The sequence below is a fragment of the Bradyrhizobium sp. R2.2-H genome (assembly GCF_004346455.1).
GTDB lineage: Bacteria > Pseudomonadota > Alphaproteobacteria > Rhizobiales > Xanthobacteraceae > Bradyrhizobium > Bradyrhizobium diversitatis.
Window position 1 is genome coordinate 56,357 of sequence record NZ_SMBR01000014.1, and the last position, 17,695, is coordinate 74,051.

19 protein-coding genes are annotated in these 17,695 nt (G+C 65.7%); 10 read left to right on the top strand and 9 right to left on the bottom strand.

The genetic code is table 11. The features are described 5' to 3' along the window. Positions 1–171: 171 nt before the first annotated feature. The 4 genes from EDE08_RS30155 to EDE08_RS30170 all read right to left on the bottom strand — a co-directional run bounded on the left by EDE08_RS30155 (position 172) and on the right by EDE08_RS30170 (position 4,354). Positions 172–996 carry an ABC transporter permease gene (locus EDE08_RS30155; protein WP_165936271.1) on the bottom strand — a complete coding sequence of 275 codons (825 nt, stop codon included), beginning with the start codon at positions 994–996 and terminating at the stop codon, positions 172–174. Then, a complete protein-coding gene (locus tag EDE08_RS30160) occupies positions 989–1,762 on the bottom strand; it encodes an ABC transporter ATP-binding protein (RefSeq protein ID WP_131872523.1) in 774 nt (257 codons plus the stop codon). The genes EDE08_RS30155 and EDE08_RS30160 overlap by 8 nt, the downstream gene beginning before the upstream one ends. A 185-nt stretch (positions 1,763–1,947) precedes the next feature. Beyond that, entirely contained in the window at positions 1,948–2,952 is a 1,005-nt protein-coding gene (locus tag EDE08_RS30165; protein WP_131872525.1) for an ABC transporter substrate-binding protein, read from the bottom strand. Positions 2,953–2,986: 34 nt separating this feature from the next. Next, complete coding sequence (locus EDE08_RS30170; protein WP_131872527.1) at positions 2,987–4,354, bottom strand: FAD-dependent oxidoreductase; 1,368 nt, start codon at positions 4,352–4,354, stop codon at positions 2,987–2,989. A 111-nt stretch (positions 4,355–4,465) separates the two neighbouring features. Here EDE08_RS30170 and EDE08_RS30175 point away from each other — a divergent pair, with 111 nt between their 5' ends. The 3 genes from EDE08_RS30175 to ybiA all read left to right on the top strand — a co-directional run bounded on the left by EDE08_RS30175 (position 4,466) and on the right by ybiA (position 6,397). Further along, complete coding sequence (locus EDE08_RS30175) at positions 4,466–5,350, top strand: LysR family transcriptional regulator (protein ID WP_131872529.1); 885 nt, start codon at positions 4,466–4,468, stop codon at positions 5,348–5,350. Positions 5,351–5,539: 189 nt separating this feature from the next. After that, positions 5,540–5,803 (top strand): hypothetical protein, encoded by a 264-nt coding sequence (locus EDE08_RS30180; RefSeq protein WP_131872531.1) that lies wholly within the window; start codon positions 5,540–5,542, stop codon positions 5,801–5,803. Positions 5,804–5,833: 30 nt separating this feature from the next. After that, positions 5,834–6,397, top strand: a complete 564-nt coding sequence (gene ybiA, locus EDE08_RS30185; RefSeq protein ID WP_131872533.1) for a riboflavin biosynthesis intermediates N-glycosidase — start codon at positions 5,834–5,836, stop codon at positions 6,395–6,397. On the opposite strand, the gene EDE08_RS30190 is transcribed toward ybiA, so the two are convergent. After that, a complete protein-coding gene (locus EDE08_RS30190) occupies positions 6,394–7,188 on the bottom strand; it encodes an enoyl-CoA hydratase-related protein (RefSeq protein ID WP_131872536.1) in 795 nt (264 codons plus the stop codon). The genes ybiA and EDE08_RS30190 overlap by 4 nt on opposite strands. 152 nt (positions 7,189–7,340) lie before the next feature. On the opposite strand from EDE08_RS30190, the gene EDE08_RS30195 reads away from it, so the two are divergent. Continuing rightward, the gene (locus tag EDE08_RS30195; protein WP_131872538.1) at positions 7,341–8,315 is read left to right on the top strand and encodes a ketopantoate reductase family protein; all 975 of its coding nucleotides are present in this window, start codon (positions 7,341–7,343) and stop codon (positions 8,313–8,315) included. A 3-nt stretch (positions 8,316–8,318) separates the two neighbouring features. On the opposite strand, the gene EDE08_RS30200 is transcribed toward EDE08_RS30195, so the two are convergent. From EDE08_RS30200 to EDE08_RS30210, 3 genes are all read right to left on the bottom strand, one after another. After that, the gene (locus EDE08_RS30200; protein WP_502700650.1) at positions 8,319–8,993 is read right to left on the bottom strand and encodes an alpha/beta hydrolase family protein; all 675 of its coding nucleotides are present in this window, start codon (positions 8,991–8,993) and stop codon (positions 8,319–8,321) included. Positions 8,994–9,106: 113 nt separating this feature from the next. Continuing rightward, a complete protein-coding gene (locus EDE08_RS30205) occupies positions 9,107–10,663 on the bottom strand; it encodes an acyl-CoA synthetase (protein WP_131872542.1) in 1,557 nt (518 codons plus the stop codon). After that, the gene (locus EDE08_RS30210) at positions 10,660–11,403 is read right to left on the bottom strand and encodes a TetR/AcrR family transcriptional regulator (protein WP_131872544.1); all 744 of its coding nucleotides are present in this window, start codon (positions 11,401–11,403) and stop codon (positions 10,660–10,662) included. Before EDE08_RS30210 ends, EDE08_RS30205 begins: the two co-directional genes overlap by 4 nt. Positions 11,404–11,491: 88 nt before the next feature. Between EDE08_RS30210 and EDE08_RS30215 the strand changes: the two genes are divergently transcribed. Genes EDE08_RS30215 through EDE08_RS30235 form a run of 5 tightly spaced genes read left to right on the top strand, consistent with a single transcriptional unit; the run spans position 11,492 to position 15,550 of the window. After that, positions 11,492–12,673 (top strand): lipid-transfer protein, encoded by a 1,182-nt coding sequence (locus EDE08_RS30215; RefSeq protein WP_131872546.1) that lies wholly within the window; start codon positions 11,492–11,494, stop codon positions 12,671–12,673. A 7-nt stretch (positions 12,674–12,680) separates the two neighbouring features. Beyond that, on the top strand, positions 12,681–13,136 hold the full coding sequence (locus EDE08_RS30220; protein ID WP_131872548.1) for a MaoC family dehydratase N-terminal domain-containing protein: 456 nt from the start codon (positions 12,681–12,683) through the stop codon (positions 13,134–13,136). Beyond that, positions 13,133–13,543 carry a MaoC family dehydratase gene (locus tag EDE08_RS30225; RefSeq protein ID WP_131872550.1) on the top strand — a complete coding sequence of 137 codons (411 nt, stop codon included), beginning with the start codon at positions 13,133–13,135 and terminating at the stop codon, positions 13,541–13,543. Before EDE08_RS30220 ends, EDE08_RS30225 begins: the two co-directional genes overlap by 4 nt. A gap of 20 nt (positions 13,544–13,563) precedes the next feature. Then, positions 13,564–14,391, top strand: a complete 828-nt coding sequence (locus tag EDE08_RS30230; protein WP_131872552.1) for an SDR family NAD(P)-dependent oxidoreductase — start codon at positions 13,564–13,566, stop codon at positions 14,389–14,391. 13 nt (positions 14,392–14,404) lie between these two features. After that, positions 14,405–15,550 (top strand): acyl-CoA dehydrogenase family protein, encoded by a 1,146-nt coding sequence (locus tag EDE08_RS30235; RefSeq protein WP_131872554.1) that lies wholly within the window; start codon positions 14,405–14,407, stop codon positions 15,548–15,550. A gap of 269 nt (positions 15,551–15,819) precedes the next feature. Here EDE08_RS30235 and EDE08_RS30245 read toward each other — a convergent pair whose 3' ends face one another. Next, positions 15,820–16,800 carry a helix-turn-helix domain-containing protein gene (locus tag EDE08_RS30245; RefSeq protein WP_131872558.1) on the bottom strand — a complete coding sequence of 327 codons (981 nt, stop codon included), beginning with the start codon at positions 16,798–16,800 and terminating at the stop codon, positions 15,820–15,822. Positions 16,801–16,940: 140 nt separating this feature from the next. On the opposite strand from EDE08_RS30245, the gene EDE08_RS30250 reads away from it, so the two are divergent. Next, on the top strand, positions 16,941–17,666 hold the full coding sequence (locus EDE08_RS30250; protein ID WP_131872560.1) for an alpha/beta fold hydrolase: 726 nt from the start codon (positions 16,941–16,943) through the stop codon (positions 17,664–17,666). Positions 17,667–17,695: the final 29 nt, after the last annotated feature.

Below are 17,695 nucleotides of genomic sequence, written 5' to 3' on the forward strand. Positions count from 1 at the left end.
TGTCGTCCCGGACAAGCGCGCCCTAAGCGCGCGCCGATCCGGGATCCATAGCCACAGGGAGTAATGAGGGCGCCAAGCGAATAACTCCGAGTCCCCTTAATCACGATTGCCTGTGGTTATGGGTCCCGGGTCTGCGCTTGCGCTTGCCCGGGACGACGGTTGTGACGGTAGCTACCGCCAGTGCAACAGCCGCGTCTCCAGCCAGCCGATCACCTTGCCGACTGCGAGCCCGAACACCGACAGGATCACCACGCCCGCGAGCAGCTGATCGGTCTGCATCAGATTGCCGGCCTGCAGCACGAAGGCGCCGATGCCGTATTGCGCGCCGATCATCTCGGCGCTGACGACGAGCAGCAGCGCCACGGAGGCGGTGATGCGGAAGCCGGCGAGGATCGCGGGCAGCGCGCCCGGCCAGATCACCTTGCGCACGATGGTGGCAAACGGAACGTTGAAGCTCTGCGCCATGCGGATCAGGTTGCGCGGCACCGCATCGACACCGCTATAAACCGAGATCGCGGTCGAGAAGAAGACGCCGAGCGCAATGGTCGCGATCTTCGGCTCTTCGCCGATGCCGAGCCAGAGGATCAACAGCGGCAGCAGCGCGATCTTCGGAATCGGGAACAGCGCCGAGATGAAGGTGATGCCGACGCCGCGTGCCAGCCGCGACAGGCCGATGGCAAAGCCGACGGCGACACCGGCCGCGGTGCCGAGCAGCCAGCCGACGCCGATGCGCAGCAGCGAGGCCGAGACGTGCTGCCAGAGCGCGCCTGAGATCGCGAGCTGGTAGATCGCGTGCGCGATCGCCGAGGGCGCCGGCAGGAACAGCGGATTGACGAGGCCGGCGCTGCCGGCGGCCTGCCAGATGGCGATGACGAGCGCGAGCGCGACCCAGCCGCCGTGGCGGCTCGAGTCCGGCACGAAGCCCGCGCCGCGGAAGCGGACGCGGCGCGTCGTTTCATCCTTCACTGATGTTTCCGCCGGCGCGCGGTCAAGCATGCTGGACCTCGCGCTCGGCATCGATCGCCTCGTTGCGGATCAGCGACCAGATCTGGTTCTGGAGCGCAAGCAGCTTCTCGCCCGCCGCCGCTTCGCCGCGGGCTGCGCGCGTCATCGGCACGGTTACGACCTCGCGGATGCGTCCCGGCCGCCGCGACAACACCACGATGCGGTCGGCAAGCCGTGCGGCTTCTTCGAGATTGTGGGTGACGTAGACCGCGCCCATGCCGCCATCGGCGAGCAGGCGGACAAAGTCTTCCATCAGGAGTTCGCGGGTCTGCGAATCCAGCGCCGAGAGCGGCTCGTCCATCAGCAGGATCGCAGGTCTCACCGCAAGCGCGCGCGAGATACCGACGCGCTGGCGCATGCCGCCGGACAGCTGCTTGGGATAGGTCTGACGGAAATCGGTCAGGCCGGTGCGGCGCAGCGCGTCCTCGACCAGCGCACGGCGTTGCGCAGCGCTAAGCTGGGCGTGCAGCAGCGGGAATTCGACATTCTCCTCCACCGTGGCCCAGGGCAGCAGCGCAAAATCCTGGAACACGAAGGTCAGCGGATTGAGACTGTCCGCCGGCGGCGCGCCACGCAGCTCCGCCGCGCCGGAGGTCGGCTGCAGCAACCCGCCCAGGATCGACAGCAGCGTGCTCTTGCCGCAACCCGAGGGCCCCACGATCGCCACCACCTCGCCGGCGCTGACGGTGAAGGAGACATCGTCGAGCACGGCGAGATCGCCGAAGCGATGGGAGATGTGGCTGGCGATCAGGTCCATTCGATCGCCCTTCCCGATCCGTCATCCTGAGGTGCTCTCATTGCGATGCGAACGCATCGCAATGAGAGCCTCGAAGGATGAGCGGCCTCGCTGCATCCGGGCCGTGCGCCCTTCGAGGCCCACCTTGCGGCACGCCGCAAGGTGGGCACCTCAGGGTGACGGGGATGGTTGGGAAAGCGCATCGATCAATCCGCCTTCACATAGTCCTTGGCGATGATCGCATTGGCATCAAAACCCTTGTCGGCAAAGCCCTGCTCCTGGAGCCATTTGATCTGGTTGTCGACGTTCTTGACGTCGAGCTTGCCGTCGGGATCGACATAGGCGCAATTGCCGACCACCTGCTCGACCGGCAAATTGGTGTACTTGGCGATGATCTCCAGCAGCGGCTTTGTCTGCTCGTTGATCGGGGCGACACCGTCCTTCATCGCGGCAAGGATGACATCGTGATATTCGCGATCGGCCTTGGCGAGCGCGCCGAGCAGCTTCGTCACCAGTGTCTTGTTGGCCAGCGTCTTCGGCGAGGCGAACACCGCCCCCAGCTGCCACGGCGTCTCGTCGCCGACCCACCCCAGGAACTTCGCGCCGCCTTCGTCCATCAGCTTTCGCGCCGTGGAGATCGGCAGCAGCGCGGCATCGACGGTCTCGCCCTTGAGCGCCGCCGCCGCATTCGACAGCGATTGCAGCGGCACGATCTTCACCTCAGAGAGCTTGAAGCCGTATTTATCGGCGAGCAGGCCGAGCGAATAGTGAAAGCTCGATCCGACCTGCGTCACCGCCACGCGCTTGCCGGCGAGATCCTTCGGGGTCTTCAGGCCGGCGGCATAGGCGTTGTTGCTGGCGAAATAGCCGATCAGCGGATAGCCGGGCCTCTCGCGGCTCATGCCGCCGATCACCTTCAATACGCCCTTGCCGGCGAGATTGTAGAGGCCCGCGGTAAAGGCGGTGACGCCGAAATCGACATCGCCTGAAGTCGTCGCCACCGCGATCGGCTGCGCCGCGTCGAAGAATTTCAGCTCGACCTCCAGGCCGGCCTCGCGGAAATAGCCCTTGTCCTGCGCGATGAAAACGGGCGCGGAGGACGACAGGCGGAGCACGCCGATCCTGGCCTTCAGCACATCCTCGGCCCGCGCCGTGCCCATCGCCATGATCGCCACCAGGCCCGCTATCGCGAGCCGCGCCATCCCGATCATTCCAATTCCTCCGCCGTCGTTGTCTTGCAGTCCGCTACAGCCCTTCGGGGACGGCCTGGTCCCGCCCGATGAAGGCGCCCTGTTGCTTCAACGTTTCCTGCAGCTTTTCAATGGGGATGTCACGCGGGATTCGGTTTCCGGAGAGCGCCAGCGCAGCTGCGGAACCGGCAGCCTCGCCCATCACGAAACAGGCACCGGAGACCCGCGCCGCCGACTGGCCTTCGTGTGTCATCGAGGCACAGCGGCCGGCGACCAGGAGATTTTCGACGCCTTGGGGCACCAGCATCCGGTAGGGCAGCTCGTTGTAGCCGCGGGATTCCGGAATTGGCGGAAATGTGAAGACGACGTCGCCGGGAACATGGGCCTCGATCGGCCAGCCATTGACGCCGATCGAGTCCTCGAACGAAGCGCAGCCGAGCACGTCCTCGCCGCTGAGCTGATAGCCGCCCTCGATGCGGCGGGTCTCGCGGATACCAAGCTGCGGCGGCAGGTCGACGATGTAGGAATTTTCAAAGCCCGGCACGGCACTGCGCAGGAATTCGAACGCGGCGAGCGCCTGCTTGCGGCCCTCGATCTCGCCGCGGGTGAGATCGTCGGGCTCGATGCCGTTGATGGCGTGGCCGTCCTCGCGCGCGATTTGCGTAAAGTTCACGCGCCATTCGATGCCGGATTTTTGCGGCCGCACGATGGCGCTCTTGCGTGGGAATGTGTGCGTGCCGGCCGCGAGCGCCGTCTCCATCAGCTGCGGGATGGTCCGCCAGGCCTCGCCCGCCTTCCCGGGATCGATGCCGTTGAGGCGGAGCATCATCGAGGGATAGAGCGGATGGCCGTGTTCGTCGCCGATCTCGAACGGCGCGCCGGCCCACACGGCGAGATCGCCATCGCCCGAGCAGTCGATGAAGATTTCCGATCGCACCGCCTGCCGGCCGGCCTTGGTCTCGACCAGCAGCGCGTCGATGCGGCGGTCATCGCCCATCACGACGCCGGCACCGAGCGCATGGAAGAGGATATGCACCTTGTGACTGGCGAGAAGCTGGTCAGCGGCGATCTTGTACGCGGCGGTGTCATAGGCCTGCGCGAAGACCTTGCCGAGGATCAGATGCGGCGTGTTGAGGCCGTTCAGCCGCTCGATCCGCGCCAGCAGATCCGACGCCAGGCCCTGCACCAGCCGCCGGTGCTCGCCGTGGACATTGCCGTGCAGGCCGCAGAAATTGGTGACGCCGGCCGCGGTGCCCATGCCGCCGAGGAAGCCGTAACGCTCGATCAGCAGCGTCTTCCGTCCCGCGCGCGCCGCTGACGCTGCCGCCACGATGCCGGCCGGTCCGCCGCCGAGCACGACAACTTCGTATTCGCCATAGAGCGGCACTTGTCGTGCCGGCTCTTCGATCATCGTGGCCCGCATGGCGCGTCCGCTCCCGAAATCTCTTGCTTGAGGGCGACTATGAATTAACGCGCAGCAAGCTACAATCCACCAAAATACGCGATCAGCTTTCGCGAATCGAGAAAGGTGGACATGGACATCCTGGTGAACCTTCAGGCCTTCCTCGCCACCGCGGATGCGGCCGGTTTCTCCGCCGCTGCACGAAAGCTCAATGTTTCGACCTCGGTCGTCGCCAAGCGCGTCACGCAACTGGAGGCCCGAATCGGCACGCCGCTGTTTCATCGTTCGACGCGGCAATTGCGGCTCACCGAAGCCGGGCAGCGCTATGTGCATCGCGCGCGTGGTGTCGTGGCCGACGCCACCGACCTGCTCTCGCGCATGGGCGAGAAGGGCCACGACCTCGTCGATCACCTGCGCATCAAGGCGCCGACCTCGCTGACGGTGGCGCGCCTCGCCGATGCCTTCAGCGCCTTCCAGACCCAGAACCCGCGGCTAAAACTCGAGATCGTGCTGATCGATCGTCCGGTCGATCCTGTGGCCGAAGGTTTTGACATCGCCATCGGCGCCTTCCCGCATTCCTTCGGCGGCGTCATCGACGAGCCATTGTGCCCGCTGAAGCGGCTGCTCTGCGCCTCGCCGGCTTACCTGAAGAAGCACGGCACACCAAAACATCCGCGCGACCTCGTCGAGCATCGCTGCCTCAGTTTCATGCCGACCGGCCCCGAATGGGTCTTCGACGGACCGCGCGGCCGCATCAGCGTCCAGGTCAGCCCGCTGCTGTCGTCCAACGAGGGCCATGTATTGGCGCACAGCGCCATCGCTGGCAACGGGATCGCGCTGCTCTCGCATTATCTCGTCGCGGACTCATTACGCGACGGCACGCTCAAGCCGGTGCTGCGCGACTTTCCGATTCCCGAATTGTGGGTGAAGGCCGCGATTCCCGAGCGGCGGCGCAATGCCGCCGCGGTGCAGGCGCTGCTCACCCTACTGAAAACGTTACTGGCGCGGTCGCTGTAGGCTGCGTCGCGAAGGTGTCACAAGATGGCGGTTGCTCTCGCAGAATGGACCTGAGAGAAGGTACACCATGTAGGCGGAGGCCGTAGCCCGCATGAGCGAAGCGATATGCGGGACCGCCCGCTGCATTCCCGGATGTCGCTTCGCTCATCCGGGCTACATGTGCCGCGCTCATCTCAACGAACGGATTCGATGCTCTTGAAACATGCCCTGCCCGCCGTCGTCGTCCTCGCGCTCTCAACCACGCCCGCCGCAGCCCTCGAGCAGAACTGCCGCTTCATCCAGGCCAAGCCTGATCGCGAGGCCTGCTACAAGCGTCAGGAGGAAGAGCTGGCTACAAAGCGCAAACCTGCACCTGCGGCGGACGAGAGCAAGACACTCGAAACGATGCGCCAGCTGCGGCAGGATGACGACGCAGTCTACCGCAGCATCAACAACATCTGCCGCGGCTGCTGAGCGTACCATGATGATGGAAGGAGAGGATGGATGCAAATCGACGGGTTGGACGCACTGAAGAGTGCCGTCAGCTCTGGATGGGTTGCGGAGTTTCTTTTCTTCTGGGGACACACGCCCAAGGATCACAGGGTCGACAAGCACGTGCTCAGCCAGTGGTGGCCAGCGACGTTCATCATTGATGGCCAGGCCTATGCAACGGCCGAACACTACATGATGGCGCAGAAAGCCGAACTCTTTGGGGATCGAGACACCCTCGACGCCATCCTTGCTGCACCTGCTCCATCGCAGGCGAAAAAGCTCGGTCGATTGGTGAAAAACTACGACGATGAGCGCTGGATCGCTCATCGCTTCGATGTGGCAGTGCGCGGCAATCTGGCAAAGTTCGGTCAAAATCCCGAGCTCAGAGACTGGCTGCTCGCGACCGGCGAGACCGTCCTTGTGGAAGCCAGTCCCGTCGACAGCATTTGGGGAATCGGTCTTGCCGCCGACGACAAGCGAGCCGGAGACCCGCATGCTTGGCCCGGGCTCAATCTGCTGGGTTTTGCGCTCATGAAAACTCGTCAATCGCTGCGGACGAAAGAGCGGGCGGCCTAGCCGCCCCAGTTCGCCGCCCGCTTCTCCGCGAACGAAGCCAGCCCTTCCGCCGCCTCGGCGCTCTGGCGCTTGAGCGAATGCAGGTGCACGAGCCGGGTGTAAGCGGCATCGTCCACCGCCATGCCGCCGAACGAGCTTTCCAGCGCGAGCTTCTTGGTTTCAGCCATTGCGTCGGGCCCGTTGGCGAGCAGTTGCTCGACCGCCTTGCTGCCGGCGGCCTCCAGCTCGGCGAGCGGCACCACCTCGTGCACGAGGCCGATGCGGCGGGCGTCCTCTGCGCCGAAACGTTCGCCGGTCAGTGCGTAGCGGCGGACTTGTCGTACACTAATGGCGTCGCAGAGCTGCGGGATGATGATCGCGGCGGTCAGACCCCAGCGCACCTCCGTGATCGAAAACAGGGCGTTGTCGGCGGCGATCACGACATCGCAGGCCGCGATCACGCCGGTACCGCCGCCAAAGCAGCCGCCCTGCACCAGCGCGACGGTCGGGATCGGCAGCGTGTTGAGCCGCTGCACCGCCTCGAAAGTGGCCCGCGACGCCGCTTCGTTCGCTTCAACCGATTGCGGCCGCACGCCGTTGATCCATTTGAGGTCAGCGCCGGCCTGGAAATGCCTGCCGTTGCCCCTGAGCACGACGACGCGCAGGTTCGGCTTTCTGCCGAGATCGTCCATGGCCGCGAGCACGCCTGATATCAGCGCGCCGTCATAGGCGTTGTTCACTTCCGGCCGGTTCAACGTGACGGTCGCAACCCCACGCTCGTCGAGAGTCCACAGGACGAGGCTGGCAGTCATCGGCGATCCTCCGGTCGGTCTGTTTGCCGCGCACTATGACCGAGACGGCGCATCCTGATCCATATCTTTCCGGCGTGGGGCGGCCGCGCCCATCGCATGGCGGCTTGTGTCATGCTGGCGCCGGGGCGGCATCACAGGTACGGGACATCATCATGCGCATCTGCATTTTCGGCGCGGGCGCCGTCGGCAGCCACATTGCGGTCCGGCTGGCGCGCGCCGGCCACGAGGTCAGCTGCGTGATGCGGGGGGCGCATCTGGAGGCGGCTCGCGCCAATGGGCTCAAGCTGCGCGTCGGCGATTCCGAGGTCGGCGCCAAGGTGAACGCAACAGGCGATCCGGCCCAGCTCGGCCCGCAGGATGTCGTGATCTCGACGCTGAAGGCCACCGCGCTTCCGGGGCTGGTCGGCAGCATCAAGCCGTTGCTCCAGGACGACACCGCGATCGTGTTCGCGCAGAACGGCATTCCCTGGTGGTACGGCATCGGCCTGCCGCCGCGGCACCCGACGCCGCCGGACATTTCCTTCCTCGATCCCGGCGGGCGGTTGCGCGCCTGCATCCCGGAGGAGCGCATCATCGGCGGCGTGATCTTCTCCTCGAACGAGGTGACCGCGCCGGGCGTGGTGCAGAACCTGACGCCGGACCGCAATCGCGTCTTGATCGGCGAATGCGACGATCGCCATTGCGAGCGCATCACGATGCTCCGCAACGTCCTCAACGATGCCCGGCTGGAATCGCCGCCGGTGGCCGAGATCCGCGAGGCGATCTGGTCAAAGCTGCTGACCAACATGTCGCTGTCGGTGCTGTGCCTGCTCACCGGCCAGACCGCGCGTGGCGTGCGCGACGACCCGGCCTTTGCCGAGGTGATTCCACGCATGCTGAGCGAGGCCAACGAGATCGCCCAGCACTTCATTCCCGAGGTCAAGCGCGTGACCCGCAGCGGCTCCGCCCCCAATCACAAGCCGTCGCTGCTCCAGGATTACGAGCTTGGCCGCGCCATGGAGATCGACGTGCTGGTGAAGGCGCCCCAAGCCTTCGCGCGCACTGCCGGCCTGTCGACGCCGACGCTCGACCTGATCGCCGCGCTGGCGATCCAGAAGGCGCGCGACAAGGGGCTTTATGCGGCGTGAAGTTCAGGCGAGTTCGTCGATCCAGGCGGCCAGCGTATCGAGCACTTCCGCAAGCGCCTCCTCATTGCTGCGGCCGGACTTTTTCAGCACCGCGAAGGAGTGGTCGCCGCCCGCGATTTCATGCAGCGTTGCCCTCGCGCCGAGCCTCTCGACGACAGGCTTGAGGTAGCTCAGATCGGCAAGGCCATCGCGCGTACCTTGCAGGAACAGCATGGGGATTGCGACGCCGGCGAGGTGCTCGGCGCGCTCGCTCGACGGCTTCTTGTCGGCATGCAGGGGAAAGCCCAGGAAAGCGAGCCCTTTGACACCGGGCAGCGGTGCCTTCGACTGCGCCTGCGAGGTCATGCGCCCGCCGAACGACTTGCCGCCGGCAACGAGCTTCGATCCGGGACAGAGCCGCGCCGCCTCCTCCGCAGCCGCGCGGATGGCGGCGTGCGCGACCGCCGGCTGGTCGGGACGCCCCAGCTTCTTCTCCATGTAAGGGAAATTGAAGCGGAACGTCGCGATGCCGCGGCTCGCGAGGCCTGCTGCGACCTTCTCCATGAAGACATGCCGCATGTCCGCACCGGCGCCGTGCGCCAGCACGTAGCAGGCGCGCGCCCGGTCCGGCTGCGTCAGGATCGCCGAGACCGTCCCGATACGCTCGATGTCGAGCTTGAGCTCGCGCGTCTCGACCAAGACTGAATGTTCCCGATGAATCGCGCCAATGGTACCCGCGCGACCGCGATCTGAAAACATGAAACTCCGCGCGCTTGTCGCAGGCATCAGCGCCCCAACGTGAGCGGGAACCGTCAGCTGACCCGCCGTTCCCTCCCCTCCCAGAACGGCCTGCGCAGCTCGCGCTTCAGCACCTTGCCCGCGCCCGACAGCGGCAGCGGTGTCTCCGTGATCTCGATGCTGCGGGGACATTTGTAGCCGGCAATCAACGTCTTCGTGAACTCGATGAGCTCGCCGGCCGAAACTTCCACGCCGCTGCGTCTGACCACGACGGCATGGACCTGCTCTCCCCATTGCTCATTGGGAATCCCGATGACCGCGCATTGCAGCACCGACGGATGCTGCGCCAGCGCGTTCTCGACCTCGACCGAGTACACGTTCTCGCCGCCCGAGATGATCATGTCCTTGACGCGGTCGACGACATAGATGAAGCCGTCCTCGTCCATGTAGCCGCCGTCGCCGGTATGCATCCAGCCGTCGACGACGGCGCGCGCGGTCTCCTCGGGACGCTCCCAATAGCCCATCATCACGGTGTCACCGCGCACCACGATCTCGCCGACGGTGCCCGTCGGCACGGGTTGATCGTTCTCGTCGACGATCCGCACCTCGCAGCCGAGCGTGGCGCGGCCGGCGCCGCGATGTCGCCCCTTTCTGCGTCCCTCCCCGACATGCTCGCCGGAATGCAGCAGCGTCGCGATCGGCGACAATTCGGTCATGCCGTAAGCCTGGGTGAAACGCACATGCGGCAGCGCGCGCGCGGCACGGTCGAGCACCGCCTCGCTGATCGGCGAGGCCCCGTAGATGATGTGCTTGAGCGACGACAGGTCGTAGTTTCCGATCGCGGGGTGATCGACGAACATCTGGATCATCGTGGGCACCAGCAGCACGTCGGTGACCCGCTCGTTCTGCATCGCAGACATCACGCCTTCGGGCGTAAAACCCTGAACGATCACGTTCGAGCCGCCGGAGAGCAGCAGCGAATACATCGCCGCGCCGTTGGCGAGATGAAACATCGGCGCCGCATGCAGATAGGTCGTGCTCGCTGGAAACAGTCCTTCGCCGAGAGCATTGAGCGCGTTGGCCATCAGGTTCTGGTGGCTGAGCATCACGCCCTTGGAACGCCCGGTAGTGCCGCCGGTGTAGAAGATGCCGGCGAGATCCTCGCCCTTGCGCATGGCATCGGCGACCGGAGCGTTGCCCGCGACCAGATCCTCATAGCCCTCCATCCCGGCCGGCACCTCGCCGTCGTCGGCATAGACCAGCTTCAGCCCCGGAATGGCGCCGGCGAGCTGCGCGCCGACCTGCGCAAACGCCTTGTCGACCAGCAGCACGGAGGCACGGCAGTCGCGCAGCGCATCCTCGTTTTCGAGGGCGCTCCAGCGGATGTTGAGCGGCACGATCACGCCGCCCGCCCAGCCGGTCGCCAGATAGAGTTCGAGATAGCGGTCCGAGTTGAAGGACAGCACGGCGACGCGATCGCCGTCCCGGACGCCGCGCGTGCGCAGGCCGCCGGCCAGCCTGGCAACGCGTTCGCCGAGTTCGCCCCAACTGCGGCGCCGCTGGCCATAGACGGTGGCCGGCCCGTTCGGATTGATCTGCAGCGCGCGCCGCAACCCATGTGTGATGTTCATCGCGTTCCTCCTCCTGTGCGCTTCTTCCCAGTCGTGGCGCGCCCTGAGTTACGCCGTTGCGGCGTCCTCGGCGTCTTCTTTGTCATCTGCTGCCGGCCCGCGGTCGCAAGGCCATCCGTCAGCCGAACCGTGAACTCGTCGGCGATTTCGCTCGGCGTCAGCCCGCCGTCACGGCGATACCAATGGCCGATCCAGTTGAGCGCGCCCGCGATCGCGAACGTTGCAAGCTTGGGGTCGCAAGGCCTGATCGAGCCGTCGTCGATGCCCCCGGCGATGTATTGCCGAAACGTGGCGTCGATGCGCTTCTTGGCGGCGCGCGCGACACCCGCGTTGCGCTCGGTCAGGTCGCGCAGGTCGAAACGCACCAGGCTCGCGCCGAAGTCGGTCGCCATCAGCCCGGCATAGGCGTGCACCAGCTTGCGCAGCTTGGCGAGGCCCGAACCGCCGCCGGCGTTGATCTCCGTGATGACGCTGTCGACGAGCTCGGCGCCCATCGACCAGCATTCGAACAGGATCTCGTCCTTGCCCCGGAAGTAATTATAGAGCGCGGGCTTGGTGATGTTCAGCCGTTCGGCGACCTCGTTCAGCGTCACGCGATGATAGCCCTGCTCCAGGAACAGCTGCACGGCGGCGCGCAGCACCGCCTCGCGCTTCTCGTCGCGGGCGCGGCGGCGACTCTCGAACGGCAGCCAGGGCGACGGCGGCGGCGATGAGGGCGGAGCGGGCGGCGCTGAATCCATGCTTGATCGGTTGACTCCGGAGGACATCGGCCGATATGTTACCCACGGGTAAGAAAAAGTCCAATGGGTAATTTACTAGGAGGAAGCGATGTCTGACGTCGTCGTCGCGGGGGTTGGCATGATCCCCTTCGCCAAGCCGGGCGCCAGCGCGCCCTATCACGAGATGGGGACGGAAGCGGCCAAGCTCGCGCTCGCCGACGCAGGGCTCGGCTACGAGAAGGTCGAGCAGGCCTATGTCGGCTACGTCTACGGCGATTCCACCTGCGGGCAGCGCGCGCTCTACCATGTCGGGATGACCGGCATCCCCATCGTCAACGTCAACAACAATTGCTCGACCGGCTCGACCGCGCTGTTCATGGCGCGGCAGATGATCGCGAGCGGGGCGCTCGACTGCGTGCTGGCGGTCGGCTTCGAGCAGATGAAGCCCGGCGCGCTCGGCAGCGTCTACACCGATCGCCCGAGCGCGTTCGAGGAATTCGACGCGGCTGCCGACCAGCTGATCGACGCCCCCGGCATTCCGCTGGCGCTGCGCTATTTCGGCGGCGCCGGGCTGAGCCACATGAAGAAATACGGCACCCCGCTCGACGCCTTCGCCAAGGTGCGCGCCAAGGCGAGCCGGCACGCCAGGAACAATCCGCTCGCGCTCTTCCGCAAGGAGGTCACCGCGGACGACGTGATGAACGACCAGGTGATCTGGCCGGGCGTGATGACGCGCATGATGGCGTGCCCGCCGACCTGCGGCGGCGCCGCGGCCGTGCTGGTGTCCGAGCGGTTTGCGGACAAGCATGGCATCGGCAAGGAGGTGCGCATCGCGGCGCAGGCCATGACCACCGACACCCCCTCGACCTTCAAGGCCGGCGACATGATGCAGTTGGTCGGCTACGACATGGCGAAGGAGGCGGCAAGCCGGGTCTATGAGAGCGCCGGCATCGGGCCGAACGATCTCGACGTCGTCGAGCTGCACGACTGCTTTGCCCACAACGAGCTCATCACCTACGAGGCCCTGGGTCTCTGTGGCGAGGGCGAGGCCGGCAAGTTCATCAATGACGGCGACAACACCTATGGCGGCCGGATCGTGACCAATCCGTCCGGCGGATTGCTGTCGAAGGGACATCCGCTCGGCGCCACCGGGCTTGCGCAGTGCTACGAATTGACGCGGCAGCTACGCGGCACGGCCGGTTCCACGCAGGTCGAGGGTGCCAAAGTCGCGCTCCAGCACAATCTGGGCCTCGGCGGCGCCTGCGTCGTCACGCTCTACAAGCGCCATTGATATCGGCATGGTCGATCAGTCCGCCGTAGGGCGCAGCTTCACGCCCGTCACCGCGCGCGTGGAGCCCGGTCGTCTCCGTTACTTCCTCAACACGCTGGGTGAACAAAATCCGGTCTACCGCAACTCGGATGCGGCGCGCGCGGCCGGATTCACTGGCATGCCGGTGCCGCCGACCTATTTGTTCTGCCTCGAAATGATGGACGTCGACGATCCCTTCGAGATGTTCACTGCGCTCGGCATCGACCTCGCCCGCGTGCTGCACGGCGAGCAGAGCTTCGCCTATCACGCGCCGGTTCTGGTCGGCGACACCCTGACGTTCCGGCCACGCGTCGCGAGCGTGACGGACAAGAAGGGCGGCGCAATGACGCTGATCGGCATCCGGTGCGAGGTGACCAACCAGGACGGCGTGCATGTCGCCGATACCGCGCGCACCATCGTCGTCCGCAACGAGGTGGCGTCATGACGGCGTCCGCAGAGATCAAGGCCGGCGACCGCATCGCCCACAAGGTCTTTCCGCCGATTACCCGCCACACCCTCGCGCTCTATTGCGGCGCATCGGGCGATCATAATCCGATCCACGTCGATATCGACTTTGCCAGGGCGGCCGGATTTCCCGACGTGTTCGCCCACGGCATGCTGGTGATGGCCTGTCTCGGGCAGGCGCTGACGGATGCGGTGCCGCCCTCGAAGCTCCGCAGCTTTGCGACCCGGTTCGTCTCGATCACCCAGCTCGGCGCCAGGCTGACTTGCGAAGGCACGGTGACCGAGCTGTTCGCCGAGAACGGCGAGAATCGCGCGCGGCTCGCGCTCACCACCAGGGATGATCGCGGCGAGGTCAAGCTCGAAGGCAGCGCCATTATCGCGCTGTGACAGCAAGAGGACTCATTGGAATGGCAAAACTGCAGGGAAAGGTCGCGCTCGTCACCGGCTCGGGCCGCGGTATCGGACGTGCGATCGCACTCAAGCTCGCGCGCGAAGGCGCCAGGGTCGTCGTCAATGACCTCGATGCCGAACCGGGCAACGCCGTGGTGGCGGAGATCAAGGCGCTCGGCGGCGACGCCGTCGCCGTGAACGGCAGCGTCTCGGAGGCGGGTTTCGCCGACCGCTTCGTCGGCGTCGCGCTGGACAAGTTCGGCGGGCTCGACATCATCGTCAACAATGCCGGCTACACTTGGGACTCCACCATTCAGAAGATGACGGACGAGCAGTTCCAGGCCATGCTCGACGTCCATCTGGTCGCCCCGTTCCGCGTCCTGCGCGCGGCCGCCGAGCCGATCCGCGTCTTTGCCAGGAAGGAGGCCGAGGAAGGACGCGAGGTGTTCCGCAAGGTCGTGAACATCTCCTCGATCGCAGGCCTCTACGGCAATGCCGGCCAGGCGAGCTACTCCTCGGCCAAGGCCTCGCTGATAGGGCTGACCCGAACCATGTGCAAGGAGTGGGGGCGCTACAAGGTCAACGTCAATTGCGTCGCCTTCGGCCTCATCAACACTCGCCTGACCCAGCCGATCGAGGCGCAGCAGAAAACCATCGACGTCGCCGGCCGCGACATCAAGGTGGGCGTGCAGCCGCAGATGCTGGAGGCCATGTCGCGGATGATCCCGCTCGGCCGCGGCGGCACGCCGGAAGAGGCAGCCGATGCCGTCTATCTGTTCTGCAGCCCGGAATCCAACTATATCAGCGGCCAGGTGGTCGTCGCCGGCGGCGGCCTGATTGTCTGAGAGCGAGGCGCTGATGCAATACCGATCGTCGTGGATGACCGAAGAGCTGGACACGTTCCGCGACCAGTTCCGGAAATATCTCGCCAAGGACCTGGCGCCGCATGCCGAGAAATGGCGCGAGCAGAAGATGGTCGACCGCTTCGCCTGGCGCGGGCTCGGCGAGATGGGCGCGCTGCTCGCGAGCGTGCCGGAGGAATATGGCGGCCTGGGTGCCACCTTCGCCTATGACGCAGCGGTACTGGAAGACCTCGAAAGCACGGTCCCGGAAATGACGACCGGCGTCTCCGTGCACAGCGCCATCGTCGCGCATTACATCCTCAACTACGGCTCGGAGGAGCAGAAGAAGCGCTGGCTGCCGAAGATGGCCTCCGGCGAAATGGTCGGCGCCATCGCCATGACCGAGCCCGGCACCGGCTCGGACCTCCAGGCGATCAAGACCACGGCGAAGAAGCAGGGCAATTCCTACGTCATCAACGGCCAGAAGACGTTCATCACCAACGGTCAGGCCGCCGATCTCGTCATCGTGGTCGCGCGCACCGGCGAAGCCGGCGCGAAAGGCATTTCGCTGATCGTGGTCGAGACCGCGGGCGCGGACGGCTACAAGCGCGGGCGCAACCTCGACAAGATCGGCCTGCATGCGTCCGATACGTCGGAGCTGTTCTTCGACAACGTGACCGTGCCGCCGGAGAACCTGCTCGGCAAGGAAGAGGGTCAGGGCTTCGTCCAGCTGATGCAGCAGCTGCCGCAGGAGCGCCTCGCGCTCGCGGTCGGCGCCGTCGCCTCGATGGAGCGCGCGGTCAAGCTCACCACCGATTACACCAAGGAGCGGAAGGCGTTCGGCAAGCCGCTGATGGACTTCCAGAACACCGCCTTTACGCTCGCCGAGCGCAAGACCGAGGCGATGATCGCGCGCGTGTTCGTGGACTGGTGCATCGAGCGCCTGGTCGCCAAGGACCTCGACACGGTCACGGCGTCGATGGCGAAATACTGGTGCTCGGAGAAGCAGGTCGAGACCGCCGACGAATGCCTCCAGCTGTTCGGCGGCTACGGCTACATGCAGGAATATCCGATCTCGCGCATCTTCATCGATTCCCGCATCCAGAAGATCTATGGCGGCACCAACGAGATCATGAAGCTGCTGATCGCCAGGTCGCTGTAATCAGGTCGCTGTCGGGGAGGGGCACCCACGCTTGCACAGCAATCCCAACTCGTCGTCCCGGACAAGCGAAGCGGAGCGGAGCGCCGATCCGGGACCCATAACCACAGGGAGAAGTTGTGACGAAGACTAGGAGTTGCGACTTCGCGTGACAACCAGATCCTGTGGTTATGGGTCCCGGATCTGCGCGCGCTTGAAGCGCGCTTGTCCGGGACGACGAGCGGAGATCGGGGCTACGGCGTTGCAATAAGCGGCCCGCAGGCAAACTCCCCTCACCGCGCGCGCCAGTCGCGCGGCCGGCAGCCGAAGCGCTGCTTGAAACGCCGCGTGAAGTGGGAGAGGTCCGAAAAGCCCCAGTCGAACGCGATGGCGCCGATCGCACGGTCCGCCATCGCGGAATCCGCGAGATCCCTCGCTGCGCCGTCGAGCCGGTGGTCGATGACGTAGTCGGTGAAGCTGGAGCCTGATCGCGCCAGCAGCTTGTGGACGTAGCGCTCACTGATGCCGACGGCTTCAGCGACATCGGCAACCGCAAGGCCGGGCTCGCGGAGCCGCCGGTGAATGGCGCGCTTCAGCGCCAGCGCGGTTGCATCGGCAAGACTCTCGGACTCCGCAGCGCCTGCCCGGCCGCGCCGCGACAGGCTCACGGCGACCAACTCGATCAGAACCCGGAACAGCCGCACGCCTTCGTCTTCGGACATGCGCAGCGCCCCGTCGCTGAGCGTGCGGGCGGTCTCGACGATGAGATGGCCGACGAAGGGATCGTCGGAGACGCGCGCTGCTCCGACGTCGAAGGAGGCCGGCAGGCGCTCGCGCAAGACTTCTGCCGGCACCCAGAACGAGGCAACGCGCAATTGTGGTCCGCGGTCGTGCAGAAGCGCGAACTGCCGATCGCTGTCGAAGATGCCGACCTGTCCCGACGAAAGGCTGATCTCGCGATCATCTTGCTGGATGCGACAGCGGCCCCCCAGCTTCAAATTGAGATAGAAGCAACTGCGGTCCGATGCCGCGATGTCGGCCGCAGAGCGCCGCACCAAATGTTCGGGAAAGCTGACGCGGTTGATCGCAGCATTGCCGAGGCGGACGTGCTCGACGCTGGCCGGAAAGCCGGTTGCGGCCGCCGGCTCCGGCGTCAGATTCATGAAGGCCTGGCAGATCGCCTCGCGATAATAGGCGAATTGCTCGGTCGGCCGCACGCCCGCAGTATTCCAGGCCGATTGACGTGACGGAACGGCGCGCTCGATCTGCTGCATCGGTTCACTCCGAGACCAATCCGGTTCACTCCCAGCCAAGCGGCAAACCAGCCGCCGGTCCACACTTGACGCACGGCAGCGCCGCACCGAACAAGGCCGCGCGGCCTCGATCTAACCACACCCTTGGGAGGAGCCACAACATGTCGACCTACGTTCTCGTCCACGGCGCCTGGCACACCGGTGCCGAGTTCGAGCCCGTCGCCGCACCGATCCGCGCGGCCGGCCATCAGGTCCATACCCCCACCATCAAGGGCAACCGCCCGGGCGACCCCAAGACGACCGGGCTGAAGGCGGCGATTCAGTCGATCGCCGACTATCTCGCCGAGAACGATCTGAAGGACGTCATCCTGCTCGGCCATTCCTATGGCGGCATGGTCATCACCGGCGTCGCGGACCTCGCGCCGGAGCGCATCCGCCGCCTGGTCTACTGGAATGCTTTCGTGCCCAACAATGGCGAATGCCTCAACGACATGGTGCCGCCGCACTATATCGGTCTGTTCGATGCGATCGCGGCCGAGCGAGGCGACGGCTCGGTGGTGCTGCCCTTCCCGATCTGGCGCGAAGCCTTCATCAACGATGCCGATCTGGAGACGGCGCAGCGCGCCTACGACGTCCTCAATCCGCATCCGCTGGCGACCTTCACCGACAGGATCGCGCTCAAGACCAATCCGGCGGAGATGCCGCTGGCCAAATCCTACATCAACTGCACCGAAGACGTCGCGATGCCGCACAGCCATCCCTGGCATCCGCGGCTGTCGGAAAAGCTCGGCCTGTTCCGCCTGGTGCAGGTGCCGGGAAGCCATGAGCTGTGCTTCTCCGATCCGGCACGGCTCGCCAAGGCGATCATGGAAGCGGGACGCGACTGACAGCGCGCCCTGATGCACCTCTCGATCCC

Bases quoted from the DNA above. Each gene is read 5' to 3' on its own strand.
- EDE08_RS30155 (WP_165936271.1), bottom strand. From the start codon at position 996: ATGCTTGACCGCGCGCCGGCGGAAACATCAGTGAAGGATGAAACGACG.
- EDE08_RS30160 (WP_131872523.1), bottom strand. From the start codon at position 1,762: ATGGACCTGATCGCCAGCCACATCTCCCATCGCTTCGGCGATCTCGCC.
- EDE08_RS30165 (WP_131872525.1), bottom strand. From the start codon at position 2,952: ATGATCGGGATGGCGCGGCTCGCGATAGCGGGCCTGGTGGCGATCATG.
- EDE08_RS30170 (WP_131872527.1), bottom strand. From the start codon at position 4,354: ATGCGGGCCACGATGATCGAAGAGCCGGCACGACAAGTGCCGCTCTAT.
- EDE08_RS30175 (WP_131872529.1), top strand. From the start codon at position 4,466: ATGGACATCCTGGTGAACCTTCAGGCCTTCCTCGCCACCGCGGATGCG.
- EDE08_RS30180 (WP_131872531.1), top strand. From the start codon at position 5,540: ATGCTCTTGAAACATGCCCTGCCCGCCGTCGTCGTCCTCGCGCTCTCA.
- ybiA (WP_131872533.1), top strand. From the start codon at position 5,834: ATGCAAATCGACGGGTTGGACGCACTGAAGAGTGCCGTCAGCTCTGGA.
- EDE08_RS30190 (WP_131872536.1), bottom strand. From the start codon at position 7,188: ATGACTGCCAGCCTCGTCCTGTGGACTCTCGACGAGCGTGGGGTTGCG.
- EDE08_RS30195 (WP_131872538.1), top strand. From the start codon at position 7,341: ATGCGCATCTGCATTTTCGGCGCGGGCGCCGTCGGCAGCCACATTGCG.
- EDE08_RS30205 (WP_131872542.1), bottom strand. From the start codon at position 10,663: ATGAACATCACACATGGGTTGCGGCGCGCGCTGCAGATCAATCCGAAC.
- EDE08_RS30210 (WP_131872544.1), bottom strand. From the start codon at position 11,403: ATGGATTCAGCGCCGCCCGCTCCGCCCTCATCGCCGCCGCCGTCGCCC.
- EDE08_RS30215 (WP_131872546.1), top strand. From the start codon at position 11,492: ATGTCTGACGTCGTCGTCGCGGGGGTTGGCATGATCCCCTTCGCCAAG.
- EDE08_RS30220 (WP_131872548.1), top strand. From the start codon at position 12,681: ATGGTCGATCAGTCCGCCGTAGGGCGCAGCTTCACGCCCGTCACCGCG.
- EDE08_RS30225 (WP_131872550.1), top strand. From the start codon at position 13,133: ATGACGGCGTCCGCAGAGATCAAGGCCGGCGACCGCATCGCCCACAAG.
- EDE08_RS30230 (WP_131872552.1), top strand. From the start codon at position 13,564: ATGGCAAAACTGCAGGGAAAGGTCGCGCTCGTCACCGGCTCGGGCCGC.
- EDE08_RS30235 (WP_131872554.1), top strand. From the start codon at position 14,405: ATGCAATACCGATCGTCGTGGATGACCGAAGAGCTGGACACGTTCCGC.
- EDE08_RS30245 (WP_131872558.1), bottom strand. From the start codon at position 16,800: ATGCAGCAGATCGAGCGCGCCGTTCCGTCACGTCAATCGGCCTGGAAT.
- EDE08_RS30250 (WP_131872560.1), top strand. From the start codon at position 16,941: ATGTCGACCTACGTTCTCGTCCACGGCGCCTGGCACACCGGTGCCGAG.